The organism is Herbaspirillum rubrisubalbicans, from assembly GCF_003719195.1.
GTDB lineage: Bacteria > Pseudomonadota > Gammaproteobacteria > Burkholderiales > Burkholderiaceae_D > Herbaspirillum > Herbaspirillum rubrisubalbicans.
This window is the reverse complement of the sequence record NZ_CP024996.1, coordinates 5,391,236-5,417,533: the sequence shown is the minus strand read 5'-3', so window position 1 is coordinate 5,417,533 and position 26,298 is coordinate 5,391,236. Positions and strand designations below refer to the sequence as shown.

Genomic DNA, 26,298 nt, shown 5'->3' with positions numbered 1-26,298 from the left:
TCTTTCTTGCGTTGTGATGTGGGATCAGGCCAGGGTCTTGAGGATGGCCGCCAGCTTGCCGAACAGTTCGTCGATCTGCTGCTTGTTGATGATCAACGGCGGCGACAGCGCGATGATGTCGCCGGTCACGCGGATCAGGATGCCGTCATTGAAGGCACGCACGAAGGCGTCATAGGCGCGTGCGCCGACGCGACCGGGGAGGGAGGCCAGTTCGATACCGGCGATCAGGCCAATGGTGCGCACGTCGATCACGTGCGGCAGGCCGCGCAGCGCGTGCGCGGCTTCCTGGAAGTAGTCCGCCACCGCTTGGGCATTGTCCAGCACGCCCTCGGTCTGGAACACCTCCAGCGAAGCCAGGCCGGCCGCGCAGGCCAGCGGGTGGCCGGAATAGGTATAGCCGTGGAACAGCTCGATGCCGTCCGGGCCGTTCATGAAGGCATCGTGGATTTCCTTCTTCACGAACACGGCGCCCATCGGCACCACGCCATTGGTCAAGCCCTTGGCGGTGGTGAAGATATCCGGTTCGACATCGAAGTAGTCCGACGCAAAGGGCGTCCCCAGGCGGCCGAAGCCGGTGATGACTTCATCGAAGATCAAGAGGATGCCGTGCTTGGTGCAGATTTCGCGCAGACGCTTCAAGTAGCCCTTGGGCGGGATCAGCACGCCCGTGGAGCCGGCCACCGGTTCCACGATCACCGCGGCGATGTTGGAGGCGTCGTGCAGGGTGACCAGGCGTTCCAGCTCATCGGCTAAGTGTGCGCCGTACTCTGGCTCGCCCTTGGTGAAGGCGTTCTTTTCCAGGTTGTGGGTATGCGGCAGATGGTCCACGCCCGGCAGCAGCGCGGTGCTGAAGGTCTTGCGGTTGCCGCCGATGCCGCCCACCGACATGCCGCCGAAGCCCACGCCGTGATAGCCGCGCTCGCGACCGATCAGGCGGGTGCGGGTGGCGTTGCCTTTGGCGCGGTGGTAGGCCAGGGCGATCTTGAGGGCAGTATCCACCGATTCCGAGCCGGAGCCGGTATAGAACACGTGCGCAAAGCGGTTGCCGGTATAGGCTTTCAAGCGCTCGGCCAGTTCGAAGGCGCTCGGGTGGCCCAACTGGAAGGAGGGTGCGTAGTCCAGCGTGGCCACCGACTTCTGCACGGCGGACACGATCTTGGGATGGGCGTGGCCCAGCGGCACGCACCACAGGCCGGCCGTGCCGTCCAGGATGGCATTGCCGGCATCGTCGCGGTAATGCATCCCTTCGGCCGACACCAACATGCGCGGCGCGGCCTTGAAATTGCGGTTGGCGGTGAAGGGCATCCAGTAGGCCGATAGGCTGGAGGGATGCGATGAGTCTTGGCTGGACATGGCAGGCACCGTGGAAAATGGAGAAATGAAGGAAACAGAATAAGAGTGCTTGATTATTGCCAGACAGGGGCAGTATTGTTAGATACACTTTTGATTTTGCTCTGAAACTGTATTGCCAGTGTTAATGAACTGTATTGTCTTGGGCGGCGATAAACTTTCTCTCCGGCACTCCTGGCGTTAGCTTCCATGGCCCGCTATCAGCCTTTATTTGGCGCTGGATCGGCAGAGCAGGATGGGCTGATCCGATGAGCAATACAGTTGTCGATTAAGCGATACACATCGCTCATTGTCAGCAATGCAGTAGCAGGCAAGCACACCCCTGCCCGAAAGGATGACATGGCCAAGCCGGCACGCGCACCGCTGCAACTGGACCTGCAACGCAACACCTCGGCCCGCCTGGTAGAACAGGTCGCCGACGGCCTGGCCGGCCTGATCGAAGCCGGTGAACTGCGCTCGGGCGAACGCCTGCCTTCGGTGCGCCAGTTCGCCCACAGCCACGCCATCGGCGCCTCCACCGTGGTGGAAGCCTATGAACAACTGGTGGCGCGTGGCATGTTGCTGGCGCGGCGCGGGGCGGGCTTCTTCGTTGCTGCCCGGGCCGGGCAATCGGGACCGCGTGCGGTCTTCGTGCCGCCCGAACCGGTGATCGACTCAGCCTGGCTGCTCTCGGAAATGTTTGCCGATGAGCGCGTCCCCATCAAGGCCGGCTGCGGCTGGTTGCCTGGCAAGTGGCTCAACGACGAAGGCCTGCACCAGGCCGAGCGCCGCATCATCCGCTCGCCCGGCGCGCAGCAGGTCGGCTATGGCCACCCCTACGGCTATGCCCCGCTGCGCCAGTTGATCACGCAATTCCTTGGCCACTGGTCGCTGGAACTGGGCATCGAGCAGGTGCTGACCACCCACGGCGCCACCCAGGCGCTGGACCTGGTGATCCGCACCATGACCCAGCCCGGCGACACGGTCCTCATCGACGATCCCGGCTACTGCAATCTGATCGCCATGCTGCGCCTGGCGGCCTTGAACGTGATCGGCGTGCCGCGCACCCCGGGCGGGGTCGATACCGATGTGCTGGAAACACTGGCGCGCACGCACCGCCCCAAGATGTTCTTCACCACCAGCGTCTTGCAGAACCCCACGGGCACGTCCTACACCCCGGCCTGTGCCATGCGCGTGCTGCAGGCGGCCGAGCGGCATGGCTTCTGGGTAGTGGAAGATGACATCTTCCGCGAACTCGGCCAGGCCACCGACCCCATGCTGGCCGCGCTGGATGGCTTGCAGCGGGTGATCTACGTGGGCAGCTATTCCAAGACCATCGCGCCCTCGCTACGGGTGGGCTATATCGCCTGCCAGCGTGAACTGGCGCGGCAGATCGTGCATACCAAGATGGTGTTGACGCTCACCAATTCCGAGATCAACGAGCGCCTGGTGCATAACGTGTTGACCGAAGGCCATCACCGACGCCATGTGCAGACCCTCAACGCCACCTTGCTCAATGCCCAGGCGACCTTGAATGCCAAGCTTACCGAGGTCGGGCTGACGCCCTTTACGGCGGCGCGCGGCGGCATGTTCAGCTGGGCGACCATCGAAGGGTGCGAGTTGTCGGCACGCGAGATTGCAGACCGCGCCCGGCAGAAGGGGATCTGGCTGGCGCCGGGGGATTTCTTTCATCTGTCGGCGCCGCACAAGACCAGTTTCCGCTTCAATGTGGGGTATGCGGATGTGCCGGAGTTGTTTGATTTTTTGCGGGGGTTGTAGGCCGCCTAAGGTGACCGACGCCCAGGACGCAACACCAGCCATGTGGAGCTCACGATCAGCAAGCCGCCTATCCAACCCTGCAAGGACATATGCTCCTTCATCCAGATGACGGCGATGAGCGCACCCCAAAGTGGCTCGCTACCCATCAGCAAGGCCACGCGTGACGGACTTGTGCGTGCCGCAGCATAGTTCTGGACGAAGAAGGCAAGGATCGTACAGAACAAGACAAGAAAGGCCATGGCCCACCAGAACGACGGCGTGGCCGGCACCGCCGTCCAGCCTGTACCGGGCGCGAGGGTCATGAGCATGAGCGAGCCAACGGTCATGACGCCCATCTGGACAGCGGTCAGGGTGAGCGCGGGCAATTTGAAGCGCAGGCTTTGGCGGCGTGTCAGGCAGACCATCACCCCGCGCAGGACGGCCGCCAGCACCATCAAACCGTCGCCCAACGTCAATTGCGAAAGGTCGCCGCCTCCCTGAAATGCCAGTAATGCCGCGCCGAGAAACGACAAGCCACAGGCCATCAGCGCTGCCCGGTCCGGGCGCTCTCCCAGGAAAAGCCATTCGCACAATGGCGTGAAGACCACGCATAGACTGATCAGGAAGGCGGCGTTGGAGGCTGTCGTCTGCGTTACCCCGAAGGTCTCGCAGACAAAAATGGCCAGCAGAATGGCGCCCAGCAAGCTGGCGCCTGCCAGTGAGCTTTTCCATGACGCCACTGAAGTGATGCCGCGCAATGCGGGTGCCAGCAAGAGAAACGTCAAACCGAAACGCAGTACAAGAAACTGCAATACGGGTAGCTCGGTCGTGGCCAGCTTGGCGGCGCTATAGCTTCCGCCCCAGATTACGGCGACCAGGAGCAGCAGCCATTCGACGGGTTTGAGGAGCAGCCAATATCTGTTCCCGGTTTCAGAGTGTATGACGAAGGGCTTATGCATGGGGTCTCATGGTTGGAACTGTGAATCTTGTGTCTTGGCATGTCATTGCCGGCTGGGTTGATTGTTCAATCAGCTGGTGTATTGTCTTGGGGCTGGGGAGGTCTGACTAGATGGGGATGAAGAACAGGAGTTGTGCCGCATGAGAACAAATGATCTGGTCGATGTATTGCATGAACTAGTCACGTTCGTGCAAGTCGTGGAAGCCGGCAGCTTTTCTGAAGCAGCCCGCCAGCAAGGCATGACGCCTTCGGCCGTCAGCCGCCAAGTGGCTCGGCTGGAAAAGATGATGGGCGTCTCGCTGTTTCAGCGAACGACGCGGCAGCTGCGTCTGACCGACGCGGGACTGGATGTGCTGGAACACGGGCGCAAAATGGTCTCTGCCGCACGGGCCACGCTCCTGGCCGCTGAAGGCCATGCAGGTACCCCCAAAGGTCTGGTCAGGATGAGCGCCCCCAAGGCCTTTGCCCGTCGCATCCTGCAGCCGGTACTGCTGGAATTCCTGAAATGCTACCCCGAGGTGGATGTGCATCTGCTGGTCGTTGACCGGCCGGTGGACCCGCTGCGCGAAGGGGTGGACTTGGTGATCCGCCTGACCGATGTTCCGCCGCAAGGCATGGTGGCGCGGCCACTGCTGCCGGTAAGGCAGCTGGTGCTGGCGAGCCCGGAATACCTTGCAGTCCATGGCGCGATCAATCATCCAGAAGACTTGATGAGCCATAGTTGCCTCACGCTGGGGGAGGAGGAGCGCGATAACCGCTGGCGTTTCGTTTCAGGAACCGAATCGGCAGAGATCATCGTGGCAGGGCGATGCGCCGTCAATCACAGCGAAATGAGATTGGCGGCCATCGAAGCAGGCATTGGTGTGGGCTGTGTTCCCGATTTTGTGGCCAACGAAGCCGTGGCTGCCGGTCGTGTCGTTCGTCTGCTGCCGGAGTGGAACTTCGATATCAACTATCAGGGGATGGCCTATCTGCTTTTCCCGGCGTCTCGTTATATCGCTCCCAAGATGCGGGTGCTTATTGACTATCTGGTGGGGGCTTTGCAGTCGCAGGTTGCGGAGAAGCACGCCGTTGAAGAGGCATTTTGATCAATCATTAAGCGCCTTAAAACGAAGACCAGAGGCAAACCTATGCATCTCAATCCCGACCATTATTTGCAGACAGATGCCGGTCGCATCTTTACCCCCGAACGCAATGCTGCAGCATGGGAGTGCTTGTATACGGATTTATCTGAAGCGCTTCAGGCTTGTCCGCGCCAGATAGTCATGGTTCTCGGCGTGCAAGGGGCTGGCAAGTCCACCTGGGTCAGGGAACGATTGTCGCAGTCAGGGGATACCATCTATGTCGATTCGACTTTTGCCACAGTGCTTCGTCGAGCAAGGCTCATTGAGATTGCCGCAAAAGCGGGAGTTCAGGTGTCGGCGGTATGGATCAAGGTCGCTTTGGAAACAGCGCTTCGGCGTAACAGGGAAAGACCGGTTGACGAGGTTGTCCCGGATGAGGCGATTGAAAATGTCTTCAGGATCTTCGAGCCACCTTCGCTTGCTGAAGGTTTCTGCGAGGTACAGGTTCTCGATGACTAGCCTGATATTGCTACCCAAACGGCGACCCGAAAGTTAACCGATCATGCAACCTGTACACCTCTCACAGTTCATTGCTGCCATCGAGAAGTCTTCACTCTCCCGATGGGCAACTCTCCTTCCATGGCAACTGACTGCGCAAAGCGACCAGATCGTGCGGCGAATGCTGGCAGACCTCGACCCTTCGCAATTCCGCATCGAGAACGAAGTCGCCATCCACGTCACTTCCGTGGTTGAACAAGGGGTGATCCTGAAAGGACCGGTCATCATCAGCGCTGACGTATTCATTGGCGCCCATGCCTATCTTCGCGGCGGTAATTGGATTGATGTGAATTGCTCCATTGGCCCGGGCTGTGAGCTGAAGTCATCCTTTCTCTTTGCCGAGTCCCGGTTGGCGCATTTCAATTTCATCGGCGACTCCATCATCGGTCGGGATGTCAATCTCGAAGCGGGCAGCGTGATCTGCAATCACCGCAATGAGCGTGTCGATAAGGATATTGCTGTGCGTGTCGATGGTGATCTGGTCAGTACCGGCATCACCAAGTTCGGTGCCGTGGTGGGAGACGGGAGTCGTCTAGGAGCCAATTCGGTAGTCGCGCCTGGGGGGCTACTCCAGCCGGGTACCCTGGTGGGGCGAGGAACCGTGTGGGACCAGGAGGCTGGTCAGGCATAAGTGTCCTGTTCGACTATTTTGGCTCCTTACTTTACACAGCCTCGGCCAATGACGGACATGCATCATCATTTTCCAATTGGCTTTGACTTTGCTGGTATTTTGTTCCATTATTTCTGTAATGACAGAAATAATGGAAATCGAATGAACCTATCCCCCACCATGCAAAAGTACATCCTCCACTGGGGAGAGATGGGTACTCGCTGGGGTGTCAACCGCACCGTGGCCCAGCTCCACGCCCTGCTGTTCTTGGTCAACCAGCCGCTGCCAGCCGAAGATATCGCCGATACGCTGGGCGTGGCCCGCTCTAACGTCAGCAACAGCCTGAAAGAGCTGCAAAGCTGGGGCTTGGTGCGCATTACCCATGTGGCAGGAGACCGGCGCGACCACTTCGTCGCCTTGCAGGACGTCTGGGAAATTTTCCGCGTCATCATGGAGCAGCGCAAGCGCCGGGAAATCGATCCCACCCTCACGGTACTGCGTGAATGTGCGCTGGAAGCGGAAGACGACGCAGGCTTGGAAAGTGCCACCAAGGCCAAGATGGATCAGGTGCTGGCCTTCTTGGAAATGCTGATGTCCACCTACGACGACTACAAGCACCTGCCGCCTGCGACCCTGCAGCGCTTTCTCAAGATGGGTGGCAAGGTCGCGCGACTACTCAGCAGCGACGACAAGGAATAATCATGGCCAGTCCCGCACTCACCCTTTACTTCGACGGTCGTTGCGGCCTGTGCGCAACGGAAATGCGAAGGCTGCGCCGCTGGGACAAGGCCGGCAGGCTGGCTTTCGTCGATATCTCGCAAGAAGACTTTTCGCCGGCCTCGCTGGACACGGACCTGGCCGCGCTCAATGCCCTGCTGCATAGCTGCACCGCCGATGGCCGCCTGCTGGTTGGCATCGACAGCATCCTGGCCGCCTATACGTTGGCCGGGCGTGGCTGGATGGTATGGCCGCTGCGCGTGCACGCATTGCGCAAGCCCTGGTCCGCGCTGTATCGCGTCATCGCCCGTCACCGCTACCGGCTATCCGCCCTGTTCGGCTACCGATCCTCGGCGCGCTGTGACAACGGCGTATGCCGGCACGACGGATGGTTTTTGTGAAAGCATTTTTTTAACCAAATATTTCTGTCATTACAGAAATAAAAGACATAAAAATAAGATGATCACTCCCTCATGCACAAGAAAATGGCTGGTGCGCTGGATGTATGCCGCGGTAGCGGTGCATCTGCTGGTCGGCATCCTGTTGCCGCTGGTCGCGGGTGCCGCGCCCTTGGAGTCCTATCACCACGGCATTGAACGATATTTCTGGGGCGACGCCGTTCCAGCCGCCGCACGCGCCCAGCAGATCTGGTGGCTATCGCTATTCGGCCCGACCGTGCAGGCCGCGTCGATCTGGATGGGCGTGCTGCTGCTGATCGCTGACAAGCAGCGCAATGCCGCCGCCTGGATGGGCTTGATCGCGGGGCTGGCCGTGTGGGGCCCACAGGACATGCTGATTTCCCTGCAAGCGCACTGCTCGTCCCATGTATGGCTCGACGCTGCCGCCTTGCTGGGTATGTTGCCGCCATTGTTCTGGCTCTTCCGACACGACTTGAAAAGAGGAAAGACAAGATGAGCGCCGTGCTCTGGTTACTGGTTGCCCAAGGAGTGCTGGTCCGGGGTGTGCGCGACGCCATGGCCGCATGGTCGATGACGTCGCGCTTGCCGGTGGCGATGACGGGAGAACCGTCATGAACATCCTCGTCATCGGCGCTACCGGACTGATCGGCAGCCACACGCTGGCGGCGCTGCAGCGGACAGGCCACCACGCTATCGGTGCCAGTCGCAAGAAGCCGGCCGGTGCGCTGGCCACATGGAAGGAACTCGATATTGGTTCGCTCACCGACGCACAGGCGTGGCTGCCGCATCTGGAAGGCATCGATGCCGTCATCAACTGCGTCGGTATCATCCGCGAAAGTCGCCCCAACGATTTCCAGCGACTGCACCAGCAGATGCCTATCGCCCTCTTCGCCGCCTGCGAACAAGTCGGTGTATCCCGGGTGGTGCAGGTATCTGCGCTAGGCAGCCAAATGCACGCGTCGACCGCCTATTGGCGCAGTAAGGGCGCCGCCGATGCCGACCTGCTGCAGCGCCGGTTGTCGGCCACGGTGGTGCGGCCGTCGTTGGTCTACGGCGACCAAGGCGCCAGCAGCCGCGTGTTCACCATGATGGCCAGCTTGCCACTGACCATCATGCCGATGGCGCACAGCGCGTTGGTACAGCCGATTCATGTCGATGACCTGGCCGACGTGCTGGTCAAGCTGCTCACTGGCACATCGCCCGCGCCACGCGAACTGGCGGCGGTCGGTCCGCGAGCGATGACCATCGCCGCTTATATCGAGGCCCTGCGTGCGGGAATGGCTTGGCCGCCCGGTCGGGTACTCGCGCTTCCCGCCGTGCCGGCCCGGCTACTGGCGCGCTGTGCTGAACTACTGCCGGCCAGCGCATTGACCCTCGACTCGCTGCGTATGCTGGAACAAAGCGCCGATGGCAGCAATACCGCCGAGACCGGCGCGGTGTGCGCAATACTCGGGCGTGCCTTGCGCCGCCCCGAAGATTTCGCCGGCCCCGGGCAAAGGGCGCGCGCCATCTGCGTCTGGGCGTTTCCGGTCTGTCGATGGGTGATCGCGTTCTTATGGCTGTGGACGGCATACGCCTCGTGGTTCGGCTGGCCCCATGCCCAAAGCCTCGACTGGCTGGCGCAATGCGGCCTGCCACACGCATGGGGCGCGCCGGTGCTGCTGGCCGCCAGCGTGCTGGACGCTGCCATCGGCATGACTGTACTGATCGCGCGGCGCGCATGGATATGGCCACCGCAGATGGCACTGGTGCTCGGCTACACGACGATCATGTCGCTCCATCTGCCGCAGTTCTGGATGCACCCCTTCGGCCCATTGAGCAAGAACTTGCCTCTGCTGGCCCTCATGTTCGTCATGTGGCGGCTTGCAGCAAACGCTGGAAAACAAGACTAGAGAGGAAGAGCAGCATGGATTATCTCGCCATCAAATGGCTGCACATCATGTCGGCCACCTTCATGTTCGGTACCGGATTTGGGACCGCGTTCTACATGTTCGTCACCAATCGCAGCCGCAACGTGCAGGCCATCGCCGTCGTGACACGCTGGGTAGTGCGAGCGGACTGGTGGTTCACCACACCGGCGGTAATCATCCAACCGATCTCCGGGTTCTGGATGATGCATCTGGCCGGCTACCCGGTCACTGCGCCCTGGCTGGCCTGGTCGCTGGCGCTGTACGCGCTGGCGGGGAGCTGCTGGCTGCCGGTGGTATGGCTGCAGCTGAGAATGCGAGACATGGCTCAAACCGCGGCTGCCGGGGCCAGCGATCTGCCGGAGCGGTTCTGGCGCTTCGAACGGATCTGGATCGTGCTGGGGTTTCCCGCCTTTGGCGGGTTGGTCATCGTCTATTGGTTGATGGTCCACAAGCCCTAGAACTCATTTCATCAATAGGCGTGAGTGCGAGCGAGTCTCGTGGGAGAAGGGCGTCCTCTAGGAGCCAATCCGGTAGTCGCGCCTCCGCAGCTTATGGGTGGGCCGTGCCTGTTGACAGAGGGTGGTCTCAAGGAACCCGCCCGAGGGCAGGTTCCGGTCCATCCAAAAGGTTGACTTACAGCAGTTCTTGGTGGAATGGCGAGTGAGGCGGCACCGAACCGCCACGACGCAGCACCATCTGCTGCAGGCCATTGATGGCGGCTGCGACCGCGCCGCTGGCGAAGCCACCCTCGGCAGTGTTTTCCTCGTTGATGAAGATGGCGCCATCGCTCATCTTGAGCAATGCACCGAAGAGTACCCGTGTGTTGTCCAGTTGGTTGGGGGCGTCCATCTTGAAGGCACCATACTGATGCTTGGTCAGGCTCCAGTGGGTATAGGAGATGCGCTGCTTGCTCTGCTCCACAACGTCAGCGAGATTCTTGAGTTTCTGGTGGACTGCATCCCCCGGATTCTGCGAGGCGATGTCGCGTAGTGTACGAATGTAGTTATTGAGCTGCTCATCACCGCTCATACCGGCTACTTTGGTGGCATTGTCGCCCAGCGTATAGCTGGGGTAGAACACCGCATTGTCGCTGCCGGGCAGCGCCGGCACCAGATAGGATTGCTGGAACAACTTGCTGGCCTGAACGTTGCCCGGAAGCTCTACGCCGCTCATCAAGTCCTTGGCGATCTTGATGGCCATCTTGGTTGCGCCGACGACATTGGCTTTTTCCATGGCATTGGCGAATTCCTCAGGCATCAGCGCTTCCGAACCTTCCTGGGGGCCAGTCAGGCCCAAGCGCACGGCTTCCCGCGGGCCACCCGCGAAGAATAGTTCGTCATAGGATTCGACGCTGACCTTTTGGGTCTGCTTGTCCAGCGAACTGACGTAGTACTTGCCATCCTTCTTCTTGATACCGGTCACCTCGACACCCAGTCGGATGGCCTGCTGTTGTTCCAGCGATTGCGCCCCCTCTGGCAGGTCCTCGGTATCGTTAAGGACCGCATACAGCGGTGCATCGGCGCCGTCCACCAGCGCCACATGTCCCTCCAGACGTTCGTCCGCCAAGAAGCGCATTTCTTCCAGGAAGCCGGTGTTGTAGTAGCCCTCGTAGCCACCGACACCAATGCCGGTAGCGCCGAAGGTCTGCCACTCCTTCTGGTTCCATTCGATGCCTTTCTCTTTGAGCAGAGTATCCAGTCCAGAGCGGAAGTTGTGGCTATCGAACTTCTTCTTGGCGGCATCACAGAGTTCGCGGAACAAAGCGGTGTCGGCAGCGTCGCGCGCGGCCCGAATGGGGGCCAGCAAAGGTTCGGTCATGGAGCGCAAGACGTCCTGGGCGACCTTTTGCATGACCGCATTGCCAGGCGACTTGCCAGGTTCGGCTTCGTGCACCTCATTGCCGATGATGTAGGAAGTCTGAACCGAGCTTGAGTTGGGAAACGGCACGTGTTGCAACTGATAGTGTTCGGCCAGGCTCCAGTAGACGTTGCCGCGCGTGGTGTGGAAGCGCATCCCGCCCGGATGCAGCGGCGTCGGACTCATGGAGCCGTCCTGGCGTGGCCACCTTTCGGCGGCAATGCGACCGCCGATCTTATCGGCCTGCTCGAGCACGACCGGCTTGACGCCCAGCCGGTTCAGCCCATCGGCGGCGATGATGCCGGCTGGACCGGCACCGACCACGCATACTTTGAGATTCTCGGCCACGCCCGGCGGCAACTCGCCGACCTTGCGCTTGTTGTCCCAGAAGAACCCGGTGTAGTCATACATGTGATCGAGCGGCATGGTCATGCGCAAACTGGCGAAGCGTTGCTTGATCATCGTCCTGACTTGAGCGTCCTCGCCGGCACCCTTGAACACCGTGGCGAGATTTTTCTGCGCAGTCGGGGTGCAGGACTTGAGCAAGCGGGTGGCCTCGTCGGGTTTCATGTTGACAACGGTATGTTCGACCCAGTCCCGTACAGGTGAAAGTATGGCATCCGGGGTCGTGTCGATTGCAGTATCACCCAACAGGTGGCTTTGCTCGCTGCCCAGCGTATCGAGCACATTGCGTTTCTCGGCTTCACTCAGGCAATGCCAGTGCAGCGTGATTTCCAGATGATGCTGTTGGCGCTTGGGGCCATCGGCCAGCGCAGTCAGGTTGTGGCAGAGCGCATCGGCAAGGTCTTCGCGTTCACTGGGCCATTGGCCGGCGACTTCCTGGAAATAGCGCCCGACCGATTGTGGATTGAGCGGCGGAAGAGGCCGACCGATCGTAGACAACGGGGCTTGCTCGTCGGGCGAAGCGTCTGCCGCGCCGCTGATGCGCTGCAGATGCGCGCGCATGTCTACGCGGCCTGCGGGCCAAGCAGGCGCGCTCGCAGTCAGGACTTCGGTATTGAGCGCGGGGATCAGTACTGACAAGCGCGCGCGTTTGGCTGCCGGGCTGTCGGTACGGGGAGAGGAGCTGCTGGCGACCGGCGAAGTGCTATCCCCGGTTGGGATCTGGGTCGAGGTTGTGGCTGCCGGTACATCGGCAGCAGAGATGGGCAGGGAGTGATCCGCGCCCGAAGTGATTTTGGTCATGGGATGGATGTCTTGAAAAATGATGAAGTGTCTGCACGCCTGCGCAACGATACGCGGCACCGGCAGCGACACTGGAAATGGATGGTTCGGAATTCGGTAGATTCGGGAAGATGTTTTTCTGCATGTCCGGCACCGAGATTGCCTGCCCGGACGATGGGCATCGCCCACCTTGGCGACACGCAAAAACGATCAACAGGAAGAACCCGACGAGAGAAAGTAAAATCATATAAATAATAAAACCGAGCCATAAGACCGCCGCCCCGAAGAGCACAGGTCGGGTGTGCCGATAGAGGTTCAGGGAAACGGGCGGTAACGCAACCGTATCAAGCCACCGTTGCCGTCGTAGATAGCGAATGAGACGGGTGACAAGTTGATGCGATTGTGAATTTATGTTGCCGGGCCAGATGGATCAGTTCCATCCCTTACTTGGGCGCGACGCTTTCGGTGGAAAAGAACCGCACCGCAGAGGCCGGGGAACCACTTTGCCCCTCAGCCGGCCAGCGCCCTCGTGAGCAAGCGCTCGAGGCCACGGCGCAACGGCTTGGTAACAGCGGTGGGGCGCGGTGTTGAAGCCTCAGTTGCCGCAGCCGCCATTCTTTTGTTTCGGGGCAGGTACAAAGCCCAGTTTTTCCATTGCATCCTGCGTCTCCAGCAACATGGATGCCACTTCGGCTACCGTTACCCGCAGGCTGGTAGCGCGTTCTCTCATGAATTGGTATGCGCTTTCTTCGCTGTGCGCTTGGTAGTCGACCAGTACCCGGATCGCCTTTTCAATCTGGCGCCGCGACTTGATGGTCGATTCGAGTTTGTCTATCTTGGCCTGCTGGCGTTGCTGGAATCCTTGGGAAGACCTCGCCAGTACCAGCGTACTCAGTATCCCCTGTGAACGGAACGGGCGGGTCAGTACACCGTGCGCCTTGGTATCGAGCAGCAGCTTCAAGGTGGTCGGGCTTTCATAGTCGGAAAGTGCCACCAGGGCAGCGTCCACGGCGCTGGCATTCCATGCGGTGCGCTCCTCCAGCTCCTGGGAGATCTGGAAGAAAATAACATCGGCTCCTGCCGGCGGCTCAACCGGGCTGGGCCAGATGACGCGCAGACGACAGCCGATACGCTGTAACTGCTGAATCACGACGTCGCGATCCTCTCCTGGCGGATAGACCACGGCCACGCAAATGCTGCGCAGGTCTTCGTAAAGTCTTCGTAGGCTTTGTCCCATGATTTCACCTCAGCCAAAAGTCGGAAAAGCCGAAAGTGGACAAGTAAGGATCCGGCTTGACCGGCTCCGACGCCTCCCAGGCAATATCGAACTGCCCGTCGCTGCGGCAAATGCCGATGCGCGGGGTGAGGGCACAGTGATTGTTCTCCGCGTCAACGCTGATGCGGCCTTCGGGTGAATCGAAGGACACAGCGTGCGTGGCCTCCACCAGCTTGCGCCGGTCCAGGCTTCCGGCACGTTGCAAGGCCCGGGCAAAAAGATGAATCTGGGTGTAGGCCATCTCGGACCAGGTACTGGTGGGACGATCATTGAAACGCTTGCGCCAGAGCTCGACGAAATGTCGATTGCTCGCGTTGTCCAAGGATCCGAAATAGGTCGCTGCGGTAATGTGGCCGGCGCAAATCTCGGGGCCGATCAAGCGCACCTCCTCTTCCGCCATCGACAGGCTGGCGATGGGCGTGACCTTGGGGTCAAAGCCGAATCCCGGATAGAGCTGGTAAAACTGCCGCGCCGATTGGCCGACCAAGGTCGAAAAAACCACATCGGGTTGGGCTGCCCGGATCTCTGTGAGAATCTCTTCCAGCTCCGCGCGCCCGGCTTCCAGGGGGAGGTAGATTTCGTCGAGCACCTCACCGCCATGCTGTTCGACCATGTCACGCATGAGGCGATTGGATTCGCGTGGATAGATGTAATCGGTCCCCACCAGGAAGAAGCGGGTGCGCTTGTTCTGCATCAAATAGGCGGCCAGCTGCACACTGTTCTGGTTGGGTACCGCACCGGTATAGATCACGTTCGGCGAATACTCGAAACCTTCGTAGAAGGAGCAGTACCACAGCAATGCGTTATTGCGTTCAATCACCGGCAGCACCGCTTTGCGGCTGGACGAGCGGGAACACCCGAAGACCACGTTGATTTCGTCTTCCAGCAGCATCCGCGTCACCAGCTTGCGGTATTCGGTAATGTCGCCCTTGGGGTCGTAGGCGACCGGAATCAGCGGCCGGCCGAGTACGCCGCCAAGCTGGTTGATTTCTTCAATGGCCAGTGCAGTCCCGAAAAAATGCTCGGACTCGGTGACGCCCGTCGCTCCCGAGCGTGAAAACAGCACGCCGATGCGCCAGCCGTCTTCCCGGCGTGGTGGCTTGTCTCCAGATGGATGGATGGTCATGAGCTGTCCTTATCGGTCGAACAACGCCTGCAATTGCGTCGCGTCGTGGGTAGATTGCAGGCCGAGCATCAACAGGATACGCGCCTTCTGTGCACTGAGGTCATCGGCAAAGATCGCACCTGCCGCCTTGAGCGTGGCTCCGCCGCCGTCGAATCCGTAGGATGGCAGCACCCGGCCGTTGGCCACCCGGGTGGAAATGACGACCGTCACGCCCTGAACAATAGCCTCCCGAATGGCCTCGTACAGGGCGGCATTCACGTTGCCGAAACCGAGCGCCTGAATCACGATCCCGCGTGTACCCAGTGAGACCGCAGCGCGTAGCAGATCGCCGCTGGCGCCGCCGAACATGGGAATGATCTCCACCCGCGGCAACGTGCCGCCCAGCAGGGGAAGGTATTGGCGGCGCAGCGGACGGCGCGCGAACACGATGCGATCCTCATCGGCCACACCCAGCACGCCGAAATCCCCCGACTTGAAAGTCTCGACATCGGCAGTATGGGTCTTGCTGACATCTCGTGCGGCGTTGATCTGGTTGTTCATGGCGATCATGACGCCCATGTCACGCGACTCGGGGCAGACGCATATGCGCGCCGCATTCAGAAGATTGCGCGGTCCGTCAAAATCCGGGCTGGAAGCATTGCGCTGTGCGCCGATCAGTACCACCGGCTTGTCGCTGGAGAGGGTCAGGTCGAGGAACCAGGCGGTCTCTTCCAGGGTGTCGGTGCCATGCGAGATGATCACCCCGCTGATTTCGGGCCGGTCCAGCGCCGCTGCAGTGGCTTGCTGCAAGGCGATCCAGCGCGGTGGGTCCATGTAGTCGGAGGGCAGGTTGAACAGATTGTTGACCTCCAGCGTTGCAATGGTGGCCATGGCGGGCACCGTGGCTAGCAAGTCGTCGCCTGACAAGGCCGGCACCGGTGCTTTTCGGATCGGATCGATCTTCATGGCAATGGTGCCGCCGGTGGAGATGAAAGCGCACAGTGGCAGATCGGAAGGGGATGAGCTCATCATGAGAGGGAAGAGGAAAGAAATATGCCTGCAGTCGCAACGACCCCGCACCTCGGAGCTGTGCTCACCCCGATCATGGTCATGGAGTCTGCTCCGGCACAAGCGCTACCAGCGCCAACTGTACGCACCATGTTCATACCCGTAAATGAGCAAATACCGTCTCGGTCGCCCCCGCGTGCTTGGCGTCCCCCTCCTCCACCAGCTCACCCTGCTTGAGAATGAGGTAGCGGTCCGCCACCTGTAGGGCGAATGGCACATTCTGCTCGACCAGCAACAGGGTGGTGCCATGCTGACGGCGCTCTTCCAGCAGCGCATGAGCCAGCCGATCGATCACCGAAGGTTGCAGGCCTTCGGTGATTTCGTCGAGCAGGATCAGCGCAGGTCGCATCATCAGCGCACGCGCCAGCAGCAGCATCTTCTGTTCGCCACCGGAGAGCGTGCCCGCGTATTGCTGCAGCCGGCTGCGAAATACAGGGAACAGTCCTTCGATCGCCGCAAAACGCTCTTCGAACAGGGCTGGCCGCGTCAAGCCCAGGCGCAAGTTGTCGGCGATGCTCAGTTCGGCAAACAGGGCATTCTCCTGGGCTGCATAGGCCACGCCCAGGCGCGCAATGCGATGGGGGGACATGCGTGTGATGTTGCTCCCATGCAGATGCACGGCGCCGCTCTGCTTGCCTAGATATCCCATGACGGTCTTGAGCAAGGTGCTCTTGCCCATGCCGTTCTTGCCCAGCAAGGCGACCGCCTCGCCCTGTGCGATCTCCAGTGACAGACCACGCAGCACCACCGAGGCTCGATAACCGCTGGTGATGTCCTTCATAACCAATGCCGATTGTTTCATTGCGCCCCCGTTGCATGGGTACTACCCGAATAGATGGTCTTGACCAGTTCGGAATTGACCACCTCCTCGAAACTGCCCTGCATGATGATCGTCCCCTGATGCAGCACCACGATGCGCGTGGCGATCTGCTGCACGAAATCCAGATCATGCTCCACCAGCAGGCAGCACAGTCGATATTTGAAGGCCAGCGACGACAGCACCGCACCGATCTGGGTGCGCTCGGTCTTGGTCAGGCCGGCGGTGGGCTCGTCCAGCAGCACTACACGGGGCTCCAGCGCCAGCACCATGGCCAGCTCCAGCGCCTGCTGCTGGCCGTGTGAAAGGTCTCCAGCGATACTGTCAAGCATCCCGTCCAGCCCGGTGGCGCGCATTACGTGCAGGGCATAAGGCGGTAAATGCAGCGTGTCGGCGCGTTTGAACAGGGCCGGGCGTTGCAGTCGCACGCGCGCAATGCGCAGGCACTGCGCCACGGTCAAGGATTCGAAGATATTGGCGTTCTGGAATTTGCGTCCCAGTCCCAGATGCACACACGCCTGAGGCGGCAACTTGGCGATATCGCTACCGCACAGCGCAACGCTGCCAGCGCTGCGCTCGGCGCCATCGCTCATGCAGCGCATCAGAGTGGTCTTGCCAGCCCCGTTGGGGCCGATCAGACCGACCAGCTCACCGGCGCGCGCCGTAAAGTCGATACCTCTGAGCACCTTGAGCGGGCCGAAATTCTTCGCCACGTTGCGCATGTGGATGGCGTCGACTTGAGGATCGTCGCCCTTGGAGTCCGCACATTCCTGCAGACGCGGCCGGTGCCTGCTGGCAGACCCTAGCCCGAACGGCCGCAACAGCAAGGGTACCAATCCCTGCGGCAGCAATACGATCACCACGATGAATGTGGCCCCGAGAATCAGTTGCCAGACGAACGGCATACTGCTGCTCAGATAAGCGGTGGCGACGTTGATCAGCACTGCGCCGACCAATGGTCCCCACAAGCTGCCGCGACCGCCCAATGCGACCCAGATGATAAATTCGGTGCCCAGAGCGAAGCCTGTCAGCTCGGGTGCGACCACGCCGCTGAAGGCGCCGTAGCCCAATCCTGCCAGACCGGCCAGCACCGCCATGGCGATCAGCAAGGCGATCTTCACCAGTGCAGTATTGATGCCCAGATAACTGCATCGTTGCTCGTTGTCGCGGATGGCGGCCAGAAGTCGACCGCTATCACTGCGCACTAGCAGCCAGCCGCCCAGTGCCGCCAGTGCCAACATGCCCCCAGAGATCCAGTACCAGGCATCGATGGAAAAGTCGAAGCTGTCGTAGCCGGTCAGCCCCGAGCTAGAGCCAGTCCAAGTGCCGCCCGAGAGCAGCAACTGGGTCAGTACGATGGGTAGCACCAGCGAAATGACGGTGGCAAAGAACGGTGATGCGCCTCGATAGAAAGACAGCCAGCCGGCCAGTGCGGCCACCACAGCTGTGGCGCCGACAGCCACGCCGATGGCGAGCAACACGCTGGCACCGCTGAAGCCGACATGCGTGAAGACCAGCCCGGCAGCATAGGCCCCGATACCGAAGAAGGCCGACTGACCGAAGGTGAGATAGCCGGTATATCCCCACAGGATATCGACGGTCATCGCCACGATGGCCATGAAATAGGCCTTGATCAGGATGTTTTGGAGATAGGTGTCGAACAGCCAGGGACCGGCCACCAGCAACAGTAGCCCGCAACCGATGAACAGCAACACGCTGCGAAGAGAACGGCGCCCGTCCTTGGCGCCCGCCTGGGCCGGAGCTGCGGCGGTAGAGAGATTGGTATCAAGCACGGGCCAGCCCCTTCGGTCGAATGCGCAGCGTCACCGCGGCGAGGATGACAATGGTCAAGCCGCCCAGTACCGGATTGGTGTAGGTACTGACTAGCACCTGTGCCGCACCGAATACCACACAGGCCAACAACAGGCTCAACATGGAGTGGCCCGAGATCATCACCAGCATGAAAGCGCTGATCAACCACGGCAGCCCCATGTTGGGATCGACGCTGGAGAGCGGCGTGATCATTGCCCCGGCCAACGTGCCCAGGCCTGCGCCAATACTGAAGGTCACGAAACGTACACGGCCGGAGTGAATGCCCAGGCTGCTGGCCAGTTCTTCATTCATGATCACTGCACGGGTGCGGACTCCGAAATCGGTACCATTGAGCAGTACTGTCAGGAGCACGCCCAGGCCCAATGCCAAGGGCACCAGCACCAGACGGTAGGCCGAGTAGTCCACGCCCATCACGGCCCAGGTTCCTGCCAGCGGGGCGTTGACGAACTGCACTTCACGCCCGAAAGCCATCACAATCAATTGACCGATGACGATGCTCAAGCCCCAGGTCGCCAGAATGGCATCCAGCGGTCGCTTGTACAGGCGTCGTACGATCACTCCTTCCACCAGCATCCCAACGGCAATGCCTGTCAGCAGTGCCAGCGGCCAGCCCAGCCAGGGATCAAGCTGCAGGTGGGTCACCACGTAGCTGGCGTATCCCCCCAGCGTCAGCAAGGCCCCGTGGGCAAAATTGACGATCTTCATGACACCGAAGATCATCATCAGTCCTGCGGTGACGATGAACAGTATCGCAGCCGTCGTCAGCATATCCAGCAATAGCGCCATTGCACTTTCCTCTCACGTCTCTGGCCGCCGCGATCATCGTCGCGGCGGTTTTTTTATCGTTGGTCCGTTCGCTATCCTGAGCTTACTTGATGCTCGGACACTGATTGCCCGGATCAACGCTGGCGAAAGTTTCCAGGATCTTGATCGTACCGTCATGCTGCACCTGGCCCAGGCGCATGGACAGCGGTGTATGGCGGCTCTTGTTCATCGCCACCAGGCCGCGCGGGCCATTGAACGACACTTCACCGAGCGCCTTGATCACCTTGTCGTTATCGGTGGAGCCGGCCTTTTCGACGGCGGCCTTGAACAGGTAGAAGGCTTCGTACTGCGGCTCGGACAGTTCATTGGGTGTCTTCATGTCAGCGCCGAACTTCTTCTTCAGGGCTTCCATGAATTTCTTGTTTTCCGGCGTGTCGATGCCGGTCAGGTAGGAGGCCGACATGTAGAGTCCATCGGCCGCATCACCCATGGTCTGGGCCGTGCCCTCATCGACAGCCAGGTTGCCGTATGGCAGCGTCAGGCCTGCGCCCTTGAGCTGCTTGGCCAGCGACACATTGGGTGCGCCTCCGGCGGTGGCGCTGATCAAGGCATCGGGCTTGGATGAACGGATCTTGGAGACGACCGTGGTCCAGTCGCTGCCGTCGATGGGCAGATATTCTTCGCCGATCACCTTGCCACCCTTTTGCTCGATGTACTTCTTGGTGAATTCCAACATGCCGCGACCAAAGGCGTAGTCGCTGCCGACCAGGAAGAAGGTCTTGGCATGTTTGCTCTTGGTGAAGTAGTCCACCACCGGCGCCACTTGCTGCTCTGGCACCCAGCCGTTCACATACATCCACTTGTTGCAGGAGCGCCCTTCATAGAAGGAAGTGTATATGTAAGGCAGCTTGCCGCGACTGATCACCGGCAGCGCAGCATTGCGGGCGGCGCTGGTTTCCATGGCAATGACAGCATTCACCTTCTTCTGGAAGACCAGCGTGTCGAAGGCTTTCTGCGCGCCCACCGCGCCGGAGGCATCATCGACGATATCGAGTTCCAGCTTGCGTCCTAGAATACCGCCGGCGGCATTGATTTCATCGACTGCCAGTTGCGAGGATTGCACCACCGCCGGTGCCACCACGCTGTTGGCACCGGACAGCCCGACGGCCACGCCGATGCGGATAGGATCGGCCGCCTGGGCCTGCACCGTCATGGCGGCGAAGAGAACGAACGCGCCGTGGCGCAGGGCAAAGGTGAATCTGTTCATCGTAAATCTCCTTGATGGGATAGATCGGAGTGAAAGAAAGAAAAACGGAACGGCGCAAGCAATCGAGTCAGTGCCGCGGCAACGGCCAGCCAGTTCCCAACATTGGGTCGTAGAGGTCGTCACGACGGTCCCGCAGCACATGGTTGAAAGCGGTGAGATGACGCGCCTGGCGCGTCTGCTTGAGATTGATGCTGGCATAAAGCACCTGCTCGCTATCTTCAGACGCAGGTCCGGCCAGCGGCCAGCCTTGTGCGCCAATGATCAGACTCTGGCCGATAAAGGGTTGGCCACGCTCGGTACCGATACGATTGGCACAGACGATGTTGAGCGCATTGCTGTGCGCATTGGCCATCGCCAGCGAGGTCGCCATGGCTTCACGGTTAGCAGGTTGGCCGGGCATAGGCACCCAGTTGGTCGGGATTGCCACCACGTCCGCTCCCTGCATCGCCAGCAGCCGGTACACCTCTGGAAACCAGCCGTCATAGCAGATCGCCACACCTAGTCGCCCCCATTGCGTGTGGAACAGCGGCAAGCCCTTGTCGCCTGCTTCGAAGAAGAGGTGTTCATCACCCCACAGATGCAGCTTGCGATAGACGCCCAGCCAGCCGTCGGGGCCGATCACGACGGCCGAGTTGTAGAGTCGCTCGCCCTCCCGCTCGGCGATACCGGCCACGATGTATATCTGGTTGCGTCGTGCTGCCTCGATCCAAGCGAGGGTGGTGGGGCCATCGGGCGATGTTTCGGCCAGCGCGAAGGCTTCCGCGCGGCTGGCGAACACATAGCCGGTGTTGACCAGTTCGGGTAACACGACCAACGCCGCGCCCTCAGCGGCTGCACGGTCGATGAAAGCGATTGAGCGGGCGACGTTGTCCTCCTTGTGGCCGATGCGGGGCTCCATCTGGACGCTGGCCACCGTGATATTCGGAAACGAAGATGTGGCGAGAGAGCTTTCCAAAGACGACATACGAATCTCCAAAACAAAAAGCCCCTGACTGCGCTGTGTGCGCATGTCAGGGGCTCTTATAGCCGGGTAAGAAGTCAGCAACGCTGCTGAGGAAACTGTCTGGTGGCGTTCCTAGACAGCGAGGAGCATATTGCACCACCTCAGTGAAGGCGTCAAGGGTTGTAGGCGATCTCTGCAAACGGCGGAGAATCACTACCGATGCTTTGGAGGAGATGCAGCTGCAAGCATCGTCCAACTTTTCACCGGCTGTTGATTCTCAGTTTCTGGTAATGCATTTGAGTGCGCAGCCTGGAGCGAGATTGGCGTACATCACCTATATGATGTTGTTCGACCAATGAGGGCGTGGCAGTATGCAACACCCAGATATTAAGAAATGGCCATAGGTCGCCACAGGTAAGTAATGGGGCAATGGGAATGAACGAGTGTCTGTGGAAGCCAGGTGTCGAAAAGGCTAGCGTCAAATAATGGCAGTACCGCCCTGGGCCAGCCACACTGGCACCATCCTCTGCAAACCAACACATCGATAACTCAAGATTGCCAAGACATGCCATCTCTGCCCGCAACAATAGTCGTGCGACCAGCCTTGCCCATCGATGCGGCACGTATTACCGAGCTCTATCGTCAACTTCTCAACGATACTTCGGTGGCCGTCTCGCCGGAGCGCATTGCTGCCTTGTCCCTCGATACCCATGCCCTGCTGCTGGTCTGCGAATGGGAGCAGGTCGTCAGCGGTACGGCCATGGTGTCACTCTGCCCAGACGTGATGTACCAATCACAGCCATTTGCAGTGATCGAAAATATCGTGGTGGACAAGCAAAGCCAGGAAAAGGGCATAGGTACAGCCCTCATGCACCATATCGAAGCCTATTGCCTGTCCAAGGATTGCTCAAAGATGATGTTGCTCAGTTCCGCACACAGAACCTCGGCCCACGCTTTTTTTGAACGGATGGCTTTCGACGCTTCCGCCAAGAAGGGTTTCGTCAAATACCGGCGCCAATTCGGTCGGTATTAAGATAGCGTCCGGTCGATATCGGCCCATATCGCCAGCATTTCTTAAGGATTTCAATAATGACGTTTTCTGCACCAAGCCCCATCCGCGCCGTCGTCTTCGATTTCGGTGGTGTACTCCTGGACTGGAACCCGCAGCATCTGTATCGCAAGTTGATCGCTGACGAGCAGGAGCGCCACCACTTCCTCACCCACATCTGTTCACCCGAGTGGAACGTGCAGCAAGACGGCGGCCGTACCTTGGCCGAAGGCACCGCGCATCTGATCCGGCAGCATCCCCAGCATGAGGCACTGATCCGTGCCTTCTATGACCGCTGGATCGAGATGCTGCCTGGTCCATTGCCCGAGGGCGTGGCCTTGCTGCGCGAATTGCACGCGCAGCAGGTGCCGCTGTTCGGCCTCACCAACTGGTCCGCCGAGACCTATCCCCATGCACGGGACTACCACGATTTCCTGCAGCTGTTTCTCGATATCGTGGTCTCGGGCCATGAGCGCTGCATCAAGCCCGAGCCACGCATCTTCCAGATCGCGCTGGAGCGCTATTCACGGCATCTGCCCAATTTGAAACCCGAGGAACTGGTCTTCATTGATGACCTGCAAAAGAACATCGACGGCTGCCGTGCTCTGGGCTGGCATGGTATCCATCACGTCGATGTCGCAGAAACCCGCGCGCAATTGCGCGGGCTGGGTCTCCCTGTATGAACCAGGTTCAGTCGCAACGGCCTGTCTGCAGGTCGCACTGGGCCGGCGGGTTCTCCGACGCCACCCCTGGCGCGGCCGCGGTCTCATCACGCAGATAGCTGGCCCACTGCTCGGGTTGTCCCAGCCAGCGGCCGGTATCGATCACCTCCAGCGTATCGCCCCGCTGCAGCACGAAGGTCGGGAAGCCGCGTCCGCCTACGTAGTTCAGCAATTCACGGCTGGCTTCGATGTGCTGGGCCAGCTCTTCTTGTTCCACGCGTTGCAGTTCGGCGGCGAAGGTAGCAGCATCGATCTCCAGCGCCTGTGCCAGTTCGGTCAGCGTGGCCGGTTCCGAGATGCGGCGCCCTTGCTGGTAGTGCGCGCGCTGGATCGCGGCCAGCATGTCCAGTCCTGCAGCTTCGCCCTTGAGCGCCGTTACCGCCAGCACGGCGGCAATCGGTGGGGCCGAATCGAAGACGGCATTGGTATCCTTAAGCAAGCCATTGAAATAATTCTCGCCAAAGGTTTGTCCGGTCATCTGCGCAATGCGATGGTCGTGCGGCATCACGTAGTCGCGCAACTGCGCATCGACGCGGCGGCGGTTGCGACCGGCCATCATGCCGCCGCCATGTGCCTGCACCGGCAGGATCGCGCGGGCGGCGGCCACCAGCGGCGCGGCGCCATAGCACCAGCCGCATAGCGGGTCGTGGATGTAGTGCAGCACGGTGTCGTGCGCGGCAGTGGGAGTGCTCATGATGCGATGTCCTCGTCAATGATGCTGTACCGGGCCTGACGTTTTCTGCACCATCAAGCCCGGTGGGGTCAGTAGCCTACCGTGAAACGTGCGCGCACGTGTTTCGGTTGTTCCAGTTCGTCCAGCAGGGCCACGGCGAAGTCCTCATAGGAAATCCAGCTCTTGCCATCGGCAGCCACCAGCAGTTCGTCCTTGCCCAGGCGGAACTGGCCGGTGCGCTCGCCAGCGATGAACAGGGCCGAGGGCGACAGGTAGGTCCACTCCAGGTCTGTTTCAGTACGCAGGGCGTGGAGGAAGTCGCGGCCACCGGAAGCTTCCGGCATATATTCGGCGGGGAATTCGGGGGTGTCGATCAGGGCCTTGCCGGGGGCGATTTCCAGGCTGCCGGCACCACCCACGACCGCCAGGCGTTTGACGCCGGCCGCCTTGACCGCCGGCAGCAGGTCGGCCGCACCATAGGCAGTGAAGCGGCCGCTGGAGATGACCACGTCAGCGCCCTTGATGGCGGTCGCCAGTGCGGCGGCATCCTTGACGTCGGCCGAGACGGCAGTCACGCCGGTGCGTTGGGCGATCTTGCTGGCATCGCGGGCGATGGCGATGAGGTTGTGGCCGCGGCGCAGGGCTTCGTCCACGATGCGGTTACCGACATTGCCGGAGGCGCCGATGAGTGCGATTTTCATGGGATTTCCTTTTCTGGGGTTCATGGAAAAGACAGGAGAAAACCTGATAGCAGTGGCCATCATAGGATCGCTTTTGTTTTCGAAAAACCGCATAATCGATCACAGTTTGTTTCTAAAATCGTTCGAATCATGAGAGGGCGGTATGGATCGCTTGATGGCCATGCAGGTATTCGTGGCGGTGGTGGATGGCGGCAGCCTGTCGGCAGCGGCCGAGCAGCTGGACCTGTCGCGCCCGGTGGTCTCGCGCTACGTGGCCGAGCTGGAAGACTGGGTCGGTGCGCGCCTGCTGCATCGGACTACGCGGCGGCTTTCGCTCACGCCCGCCGGCAACGAGCTCCTGCCGCGCTGCCGGCAGATGCTGGAATATTCCGATGACATGCGTCACGCCTTGGAGGCGCCCGATGAAACCCCGCGCGGGCTCTTGCGTATCACCACCAGCACCTCCTTCGCCCAGACCCAGTTGATCCAGGCCGTGGTGGACTACGGGCAGCGTTATCCGGGCGTGGCGGTGGACCTGCTGGCGCTGGACCGCACCGTGAACCTGGTGGAAGAACGCATCGACCTGGCCATCCGCATGACCAATCGGTTGGAGCCCAACCTGATCGCGCGCCAGCTAGGTGTATGTCGTTCAGTGATCTGCGCTACCCCTGCCTACCTTGCGCGGCATGGCCTGCCGCGCAAGGTGGAAGACCTGGCCCTGCACAATTGCCTGACGCACTCCTATGTCGGGCGCAGCCTGTGGCAATTCGATCCCAAGCGCAAGACCGCCAAAGCCAGCCAAAAGGCCAAGACGCAGACGGTGGCCGTGGGTGGCAGCATCAGTGCCAATGAGGTGACGGTGTTGTTGCAGGCGGTGCTGGCCGGGGTCGGCATCGGTCATATGCCGGCCTATATGGTGGCGCCGCTGGTGGCCAGCGGCCAACTGGTGCGGTTGCTGCCGGAGTATGAACCCTTGCAACTGGGCATGTACGGCGTCTATGCCTCGCGCAAGCACATGCCGGCGACCCTGCGCACCATGCTCGATTTCCTGGCGCAGCGCTTTGCCGGGCAGCCGTTCTGAGCGCTGGCAGGAGCGTTCAGGGGGTGATGCTCAGGAGCTTGTGGACCAGTTCGGAAGAGGTGGCCGCGGCAAACTTGCGCATCAGCCGGGCGCGATGCATTTCCACCGTGCGCGGGCTCAGTTCCACCTGGCGCGCGATGAGCTTGCTGGTCTTGCCTTCCACCAGCAGCGCGGCGATCTCACGCTCGCGCGGGGTCAGACCGGGGGCGATGGGACGCTTGGCGCTGACGTCCTCGAAGGTCCAGATGCCAGCCGCGTGCGGGTTTTGGCGGTTCAGGGCGTGGCCGGTCACGTGGCACCAGAACATTTCATCGTTGGAACGCTTCATGATGCGCTCGTCCGAATAGAATCCCTTTTCGTTCAGGAGAGGTACCAACCGCAGGCCGGTGCGTTCGAATTCGTCGGCGGTGGGGTAGATTTCCTGGAAGGAAGTCTGCCGCAGTTGTTCCACTTCATAGCCGAACATGGCCGCCATGGCCAGGTTGGCCTGCTGGATCACGCGATTGTGCGAGACGCACATGCCGATGGGGGCGTGCATGAAAACCTGTTCGAAATCGATGGGAAGTGGCTGGGTCATGGTTGCTGCAAATGTTCGGCTAGGTCCCTCGCATCTGGCGGGCCATCCTCGTGGACGGTACCATGCTGCATCGCGCCA

Annotated in this window: 27 protein-coding genes; 13 read left to right on the top strand and 14 right to left on the bottom strand. The window is 60.6% G+C overall.

Features of this window, described 5'->3' with window-relative positions:
- Positions 1-24: 24 nt before the first annotated feature.
- Complete coding sequence (gene aptA / locus RC54_RS24070; protein ID WP_058897312.1) at positions 25-1,353, bottom strand: omega-aminotransferase AptA; 1,329 nt, start codon at positions 1,351-1,353, stop codon at positions 25-27.
- A 336-nt stretch (positions 1,354-1,689) separates the two neighbouring features.
- Here aptA and RC54_RS24065 point away from each other — a divergent pair, with 336 nt between their 5' ends.
- Positions 1,690-3,108, top strand: a complete 1,419-nt coding sequence (locus RC54_RS24065) for an aminotransferase-like domain-containing protein (RefSeq protein WP_058897311.1) — start codon at positions 1,690-1,692, stop codon at positions 3,106-3,108.
- Positions 3,109-3,113: 5 nt separating this feature from the next.
- Here RC54_RS24065 and RC54_RS24060 read toward each other — a convergent pair whose 3' ends face one another.
- Entirely contained in the window at positions 3,114-4,046 is a 933-nt protein-coding gene (locus RC54_RS24060) for a DMT family transporter (protein WP_061788575.1), read from the bottom strand.
- Positions 4,047-4,185: 139 nt separating this feature from the next.
- On the opposite strand from RC54_RS24060, the gene RC54_RS24055 reads away from it, so the two are divergent.
- From RC54_RS24055 to RC54_RS24025, 9 genes are all read left to right on the top strand, one after another.
- A complete protein-coding gene (locus tag RC54_RS24055; protein WP_058897309.1) occupies positions 4,186-5,133 on the top strand; it encodes a LysR family transcriptional regulator in 948 nt (315 codons plus the stop codon).
- Between the two features lie 42 nt (positions 5,134-5,175).
- Positions 5,176-5,628 carry an AAA family ATPase gene (locus RC54_RS24050; RefSeq protein WP_058897308.1) on the top strand — a complete coding sequence of 151 codons (453 nt, stop codon included), beginning with the start codon at positions 5,176-5,178 and terminating at the stop codon, positions 5,626-5,628.
- A gap of 43 nt (positions 5,629-5,671) precedes the next feature.
- The gene (locus RC54_RS24045) at positions 5,672-6,298 is read left to right on the top strand and encodes an LbetaH domain-containing protein (protein ID WP_061788574.1); all 627 of its coding nucleotides are present in this window, start codon (positions 5,672-5,674) and stop codon (positions 6,296-6,298) included.
- Between the two features lie 141 nt (positions 6,299-6,439).
- Positions 6,440-6,976 (top strand): GbsR/MarR family transcriptional regulator, encoded by a 537-nt coding sequence (locus RC54_RS24040; RefSeq protein WP_061788573.1) that lies wholly within the window; start codon positions 6,440-6,442, stop codon positions 6,974-6,976.
- Between the two features lie 2 nt (positions 6,977-6,978).
- Positions 6,979-7,395: a thiol-disulfide oxidoreductase DCC family protein gene (locus RC54_RS25835; protein ID WP_061788572.1), complete on the top strand. Its 417-nt coding sequence runs from the start codon at positions 6,979-6,981 to the stop codon at positions 7,393-7,395.
- A 58-nt stretch (positions 7,396-7,453) separates the two neighbouring features.
- The gene (locus RC54_RS25830; RefSeq protein WP_061788571.1) at positions 7,454-7,909 is read left to right on the top strand and encodes a hypothetical protein; all 456 of its coding nucleotides are present in this window, start codon (positions 7,454-7,456) and stop codon (positions 7,907-7,909) included.
- Complete coding sequence (locus RC54_RS25935) at positions 7,906-8,028, top strand: hypothetical protein (RefSeq protein ID WP_255220982.1); 123 nt, start codon at positions 7,906-7,908, stop codon at positions 8,026-8,028. Before RC54_RS25830 ends, RC54_RS25935 begins: the two co-directional genes overlap by 4 nt.
- Positions 8,025-9,305, top strand: coding sequence for an SDR family oxidoreductase (locus RC54_RS24030; protein WP_061788570.1), 1,281 nt, complete (start codon positions 8,025-8,027; stop codon positions 9,303-9,305). Before RC54_RS25935 ends, RC54_RS24030 begins: the two co-directional genes overlap by 4 nt.
- A 14-nt stretch (positions 9,306-9,319) precedes the next feature.
- Complete coding sequence (locus RC54_RS24025) at positions 9,320-9,781, top strand: DUF2269 family protein (protein WP_058897303.1); 462 nt, start codon at positions 9,320-9,322, stop codon at positions 9,779-9,781.
- A 175-nt stretch (positions 9,782-9,956) separates the two neighbouring features.
- Here RC54_RS24025 and RC54_RS24020 read toward each other — a convergent pair whose 3' ends face one another.
- From RC54_RS24020 to RC54_RS23980, 9 genes are all read right to left on the bottom strand, one after another.
- Positions 9,957-12,386, bottom strand: coding sequence for an FAD-dependent oxidoreductase (locus tag RC54_RS24020; RefSeq protein WP_061788569.1), 2,430 nt, complete (start codon positions 12,384-12,386; stop codon positions 9,957-9,959).
- Between the two features lie 574 nt (positions 12,387-12,960).
- A complete protein-coding gene (locus RC54_RS24015; RefSeq protein ID WP_171427086.1) occupies positions 12,961-13,602 on the bottom strand; it encodes an ANTAR domain-containing response regulator in 642 nt (213 codons plus the stop codon).
- A 4-nt stretch (positions 13,603-13,606) separates the two neighbouring features.
- Positions 13,607-14,767: a transporter substrate-binding domain-containing protein gene (locus tag RC54_RS24010; RefSeq protein ID WP_017450068.1), complete on the bottom strand. Its 1,161-nt coding sequence runs from the start codon at positions 14,765-14,767 to the stop codon at positions 13,607-13,609.
- A 9-nt stretch (positions 14,768-14,776) separates the two neighbouring features.
- Positions 14,777-15,778 (bottom strand): asparaginase, encoded by a 1,002-nt coding sequence (locus RC54_RS24005; protein ID WP_058897301.1) that lies wholly within the window; start codon positions 15,776-15,778, stop codon positions 14,777-14,779.
- A gap of 130 nt (positions 15,779-15,908) precedes the next feature.
- The gene (locus RC54_RS24000; protein WP_058897300.1) at positions 15,909-16,616 is read right to left on the bottom strand and encodes an ABC transporter ATP-binding protein; all 708 of its coding nucleotides are present in this window, start codon (positions 16,614-16,616) and stop codon (positions 15,909-15,911) included.
- Entirely contained in the window at positions 16,613-18,346 is a 1,734-nt protein-coding gene (locus tag RC54_RS23995; RefSeq protein WP_123020494.1) for an ABC transporter permease subunit, read from the bottom strand. Before RC54_RS23995 ends, RC54_RS24000 begins: the two co-directional genes overlap by 4 nt.
- A gap of 70 nt (positions 18,347-18,416) precedes the next feature.
- Positions 18,417-19,250: a branched-chain amino acid ABC transporter permease gene (locus tag RC54_RS23990; RefSeq protein ID WP_017450064.1), complete on the bottom strand. Its 834-nt coding sequence runs from the start codon at positions 19,248-19,250 to the stop codon at positions 18,417-18,419.
- A gap of 82 nt (positions 19,251-19,332) precedes the next feature.
- Positions 19,333-20,442, bottom strand: coding sequence for a substrate-binding protein (locus tag RC54_RS23985; RefSeq protein WP_231739141.1), 1,110 nt, complete (start codon positions 20,440-20,442; stop codon positions 19,333-19,335).
- Between the two features lie 121 nt (positions 20,443-20,563).
- Positions 20,564-21,460: a nitrilase family protein gene (locus RC54_RS23980; RefSeq protein WP_058897297.1), complete on the bottom strand. Its 897-nt coding sequence runs from the start codon at positions 21,458-21,460 to the stop codon at positions 20,564-20,566.
- A 544-nt stretch (positions 21,461-22,004) separates the two neighbouring features.
- Between RC54_RS23980 and RC54_RS23975 the strand changes: the two genes are divergently transcribed.
- Together RC54_RS23975 and RC54_RS23970 are read left to right on the top strand one after the other, a co-directional pair.
- Positions 22,005-22,472 carry a GNAT family N-acetyltransferase gene (locus RC54_RS23975; RefSeq protein ID WP_058897296.1) on the top strand — a complete coding sequence of 156 codons (468 nt, stop codon included), beginning with the start codon at positions 22,005-22,007 and terminating at the stop codon, positions 22,470-22,472.
- A 56-nt stretch (positions 22,473-22,528) separates the two neighbouring features.
- Positions 22,529-23,170, top strand: a complete 642-nt coding sequence (locus RC54_RS23970) for an HAD family hydrolase (RefSeq protein ID WP_061788568.1) — start codon at positions 22,529-22,531, stop codon at positions 23,168-23,170.
- 7 nt (positions 23,171-23,177) lie between these two features.
- On the opposite strand, the gene RC54_RS23965 is transcribed toward RC54_RS23970, so the two are convergent.
- Both RC54_RS23965 and RC54_RS23960 read right to left on the bottom strand, forming a co-directional pair.
- Positions 23,178-23,903 carry a DsbA family protein gene (locus RC54_RS23965; RefSeq protein WP_058897294.1) on the bottom strand — a complete coding sequence of 242 codons (726 nt, stop codon included), beginning with the start codon at positions 23,901-23,903 and terminating at the stop codon, positions 23,178-23,180.
- A gap of 68 nt (positions 23,904-23,971) precedes the next feature.
- Positions 23,972-24,583, bottom strand: coding sequence for an NAD(P)-dependent oxidoreductase (locus RC54_RS23960; protein WP_061788567.1), 612 nt, complete (start codon positions 24,581-24,583; stop codon positions 23,972-23,974).
- Between the two features lie 142 nt (positions 24,584-24,725).
- Between RC54_RS23960 and RC54_RS23955 the strand changes: the two genes are divergently transcribed.
- Entirely contained in the window at positions 24,726-25,643 is a 918-nt protein-coding gene (locus RC54_RS23955; RefSeq protein WP_061788566.1) for a LysR family transcriptional regulator, read from the top strand.
- Positions 25,644-25,659: 16 nt separating this feature from the next.
- Here RC54_RS23955 and RC54_RS23950 read toward each other — a convergent pair whose 3' ends face one another.
- Positions 25,660-26,220 (bottom strand): PAS and helix-turn-helix domain-containing protein, encoded by a 561-nt coding sequence (locus RC54_RS23950; RefSeq protein WP_026051878.1) that lies wholly within the window; start codon positions 26,218-26,220, stop codon positions 25,660-25,662.
- Between the last annotated feature and the right edge of the window lie 78 nt (positions 26,221-26,298).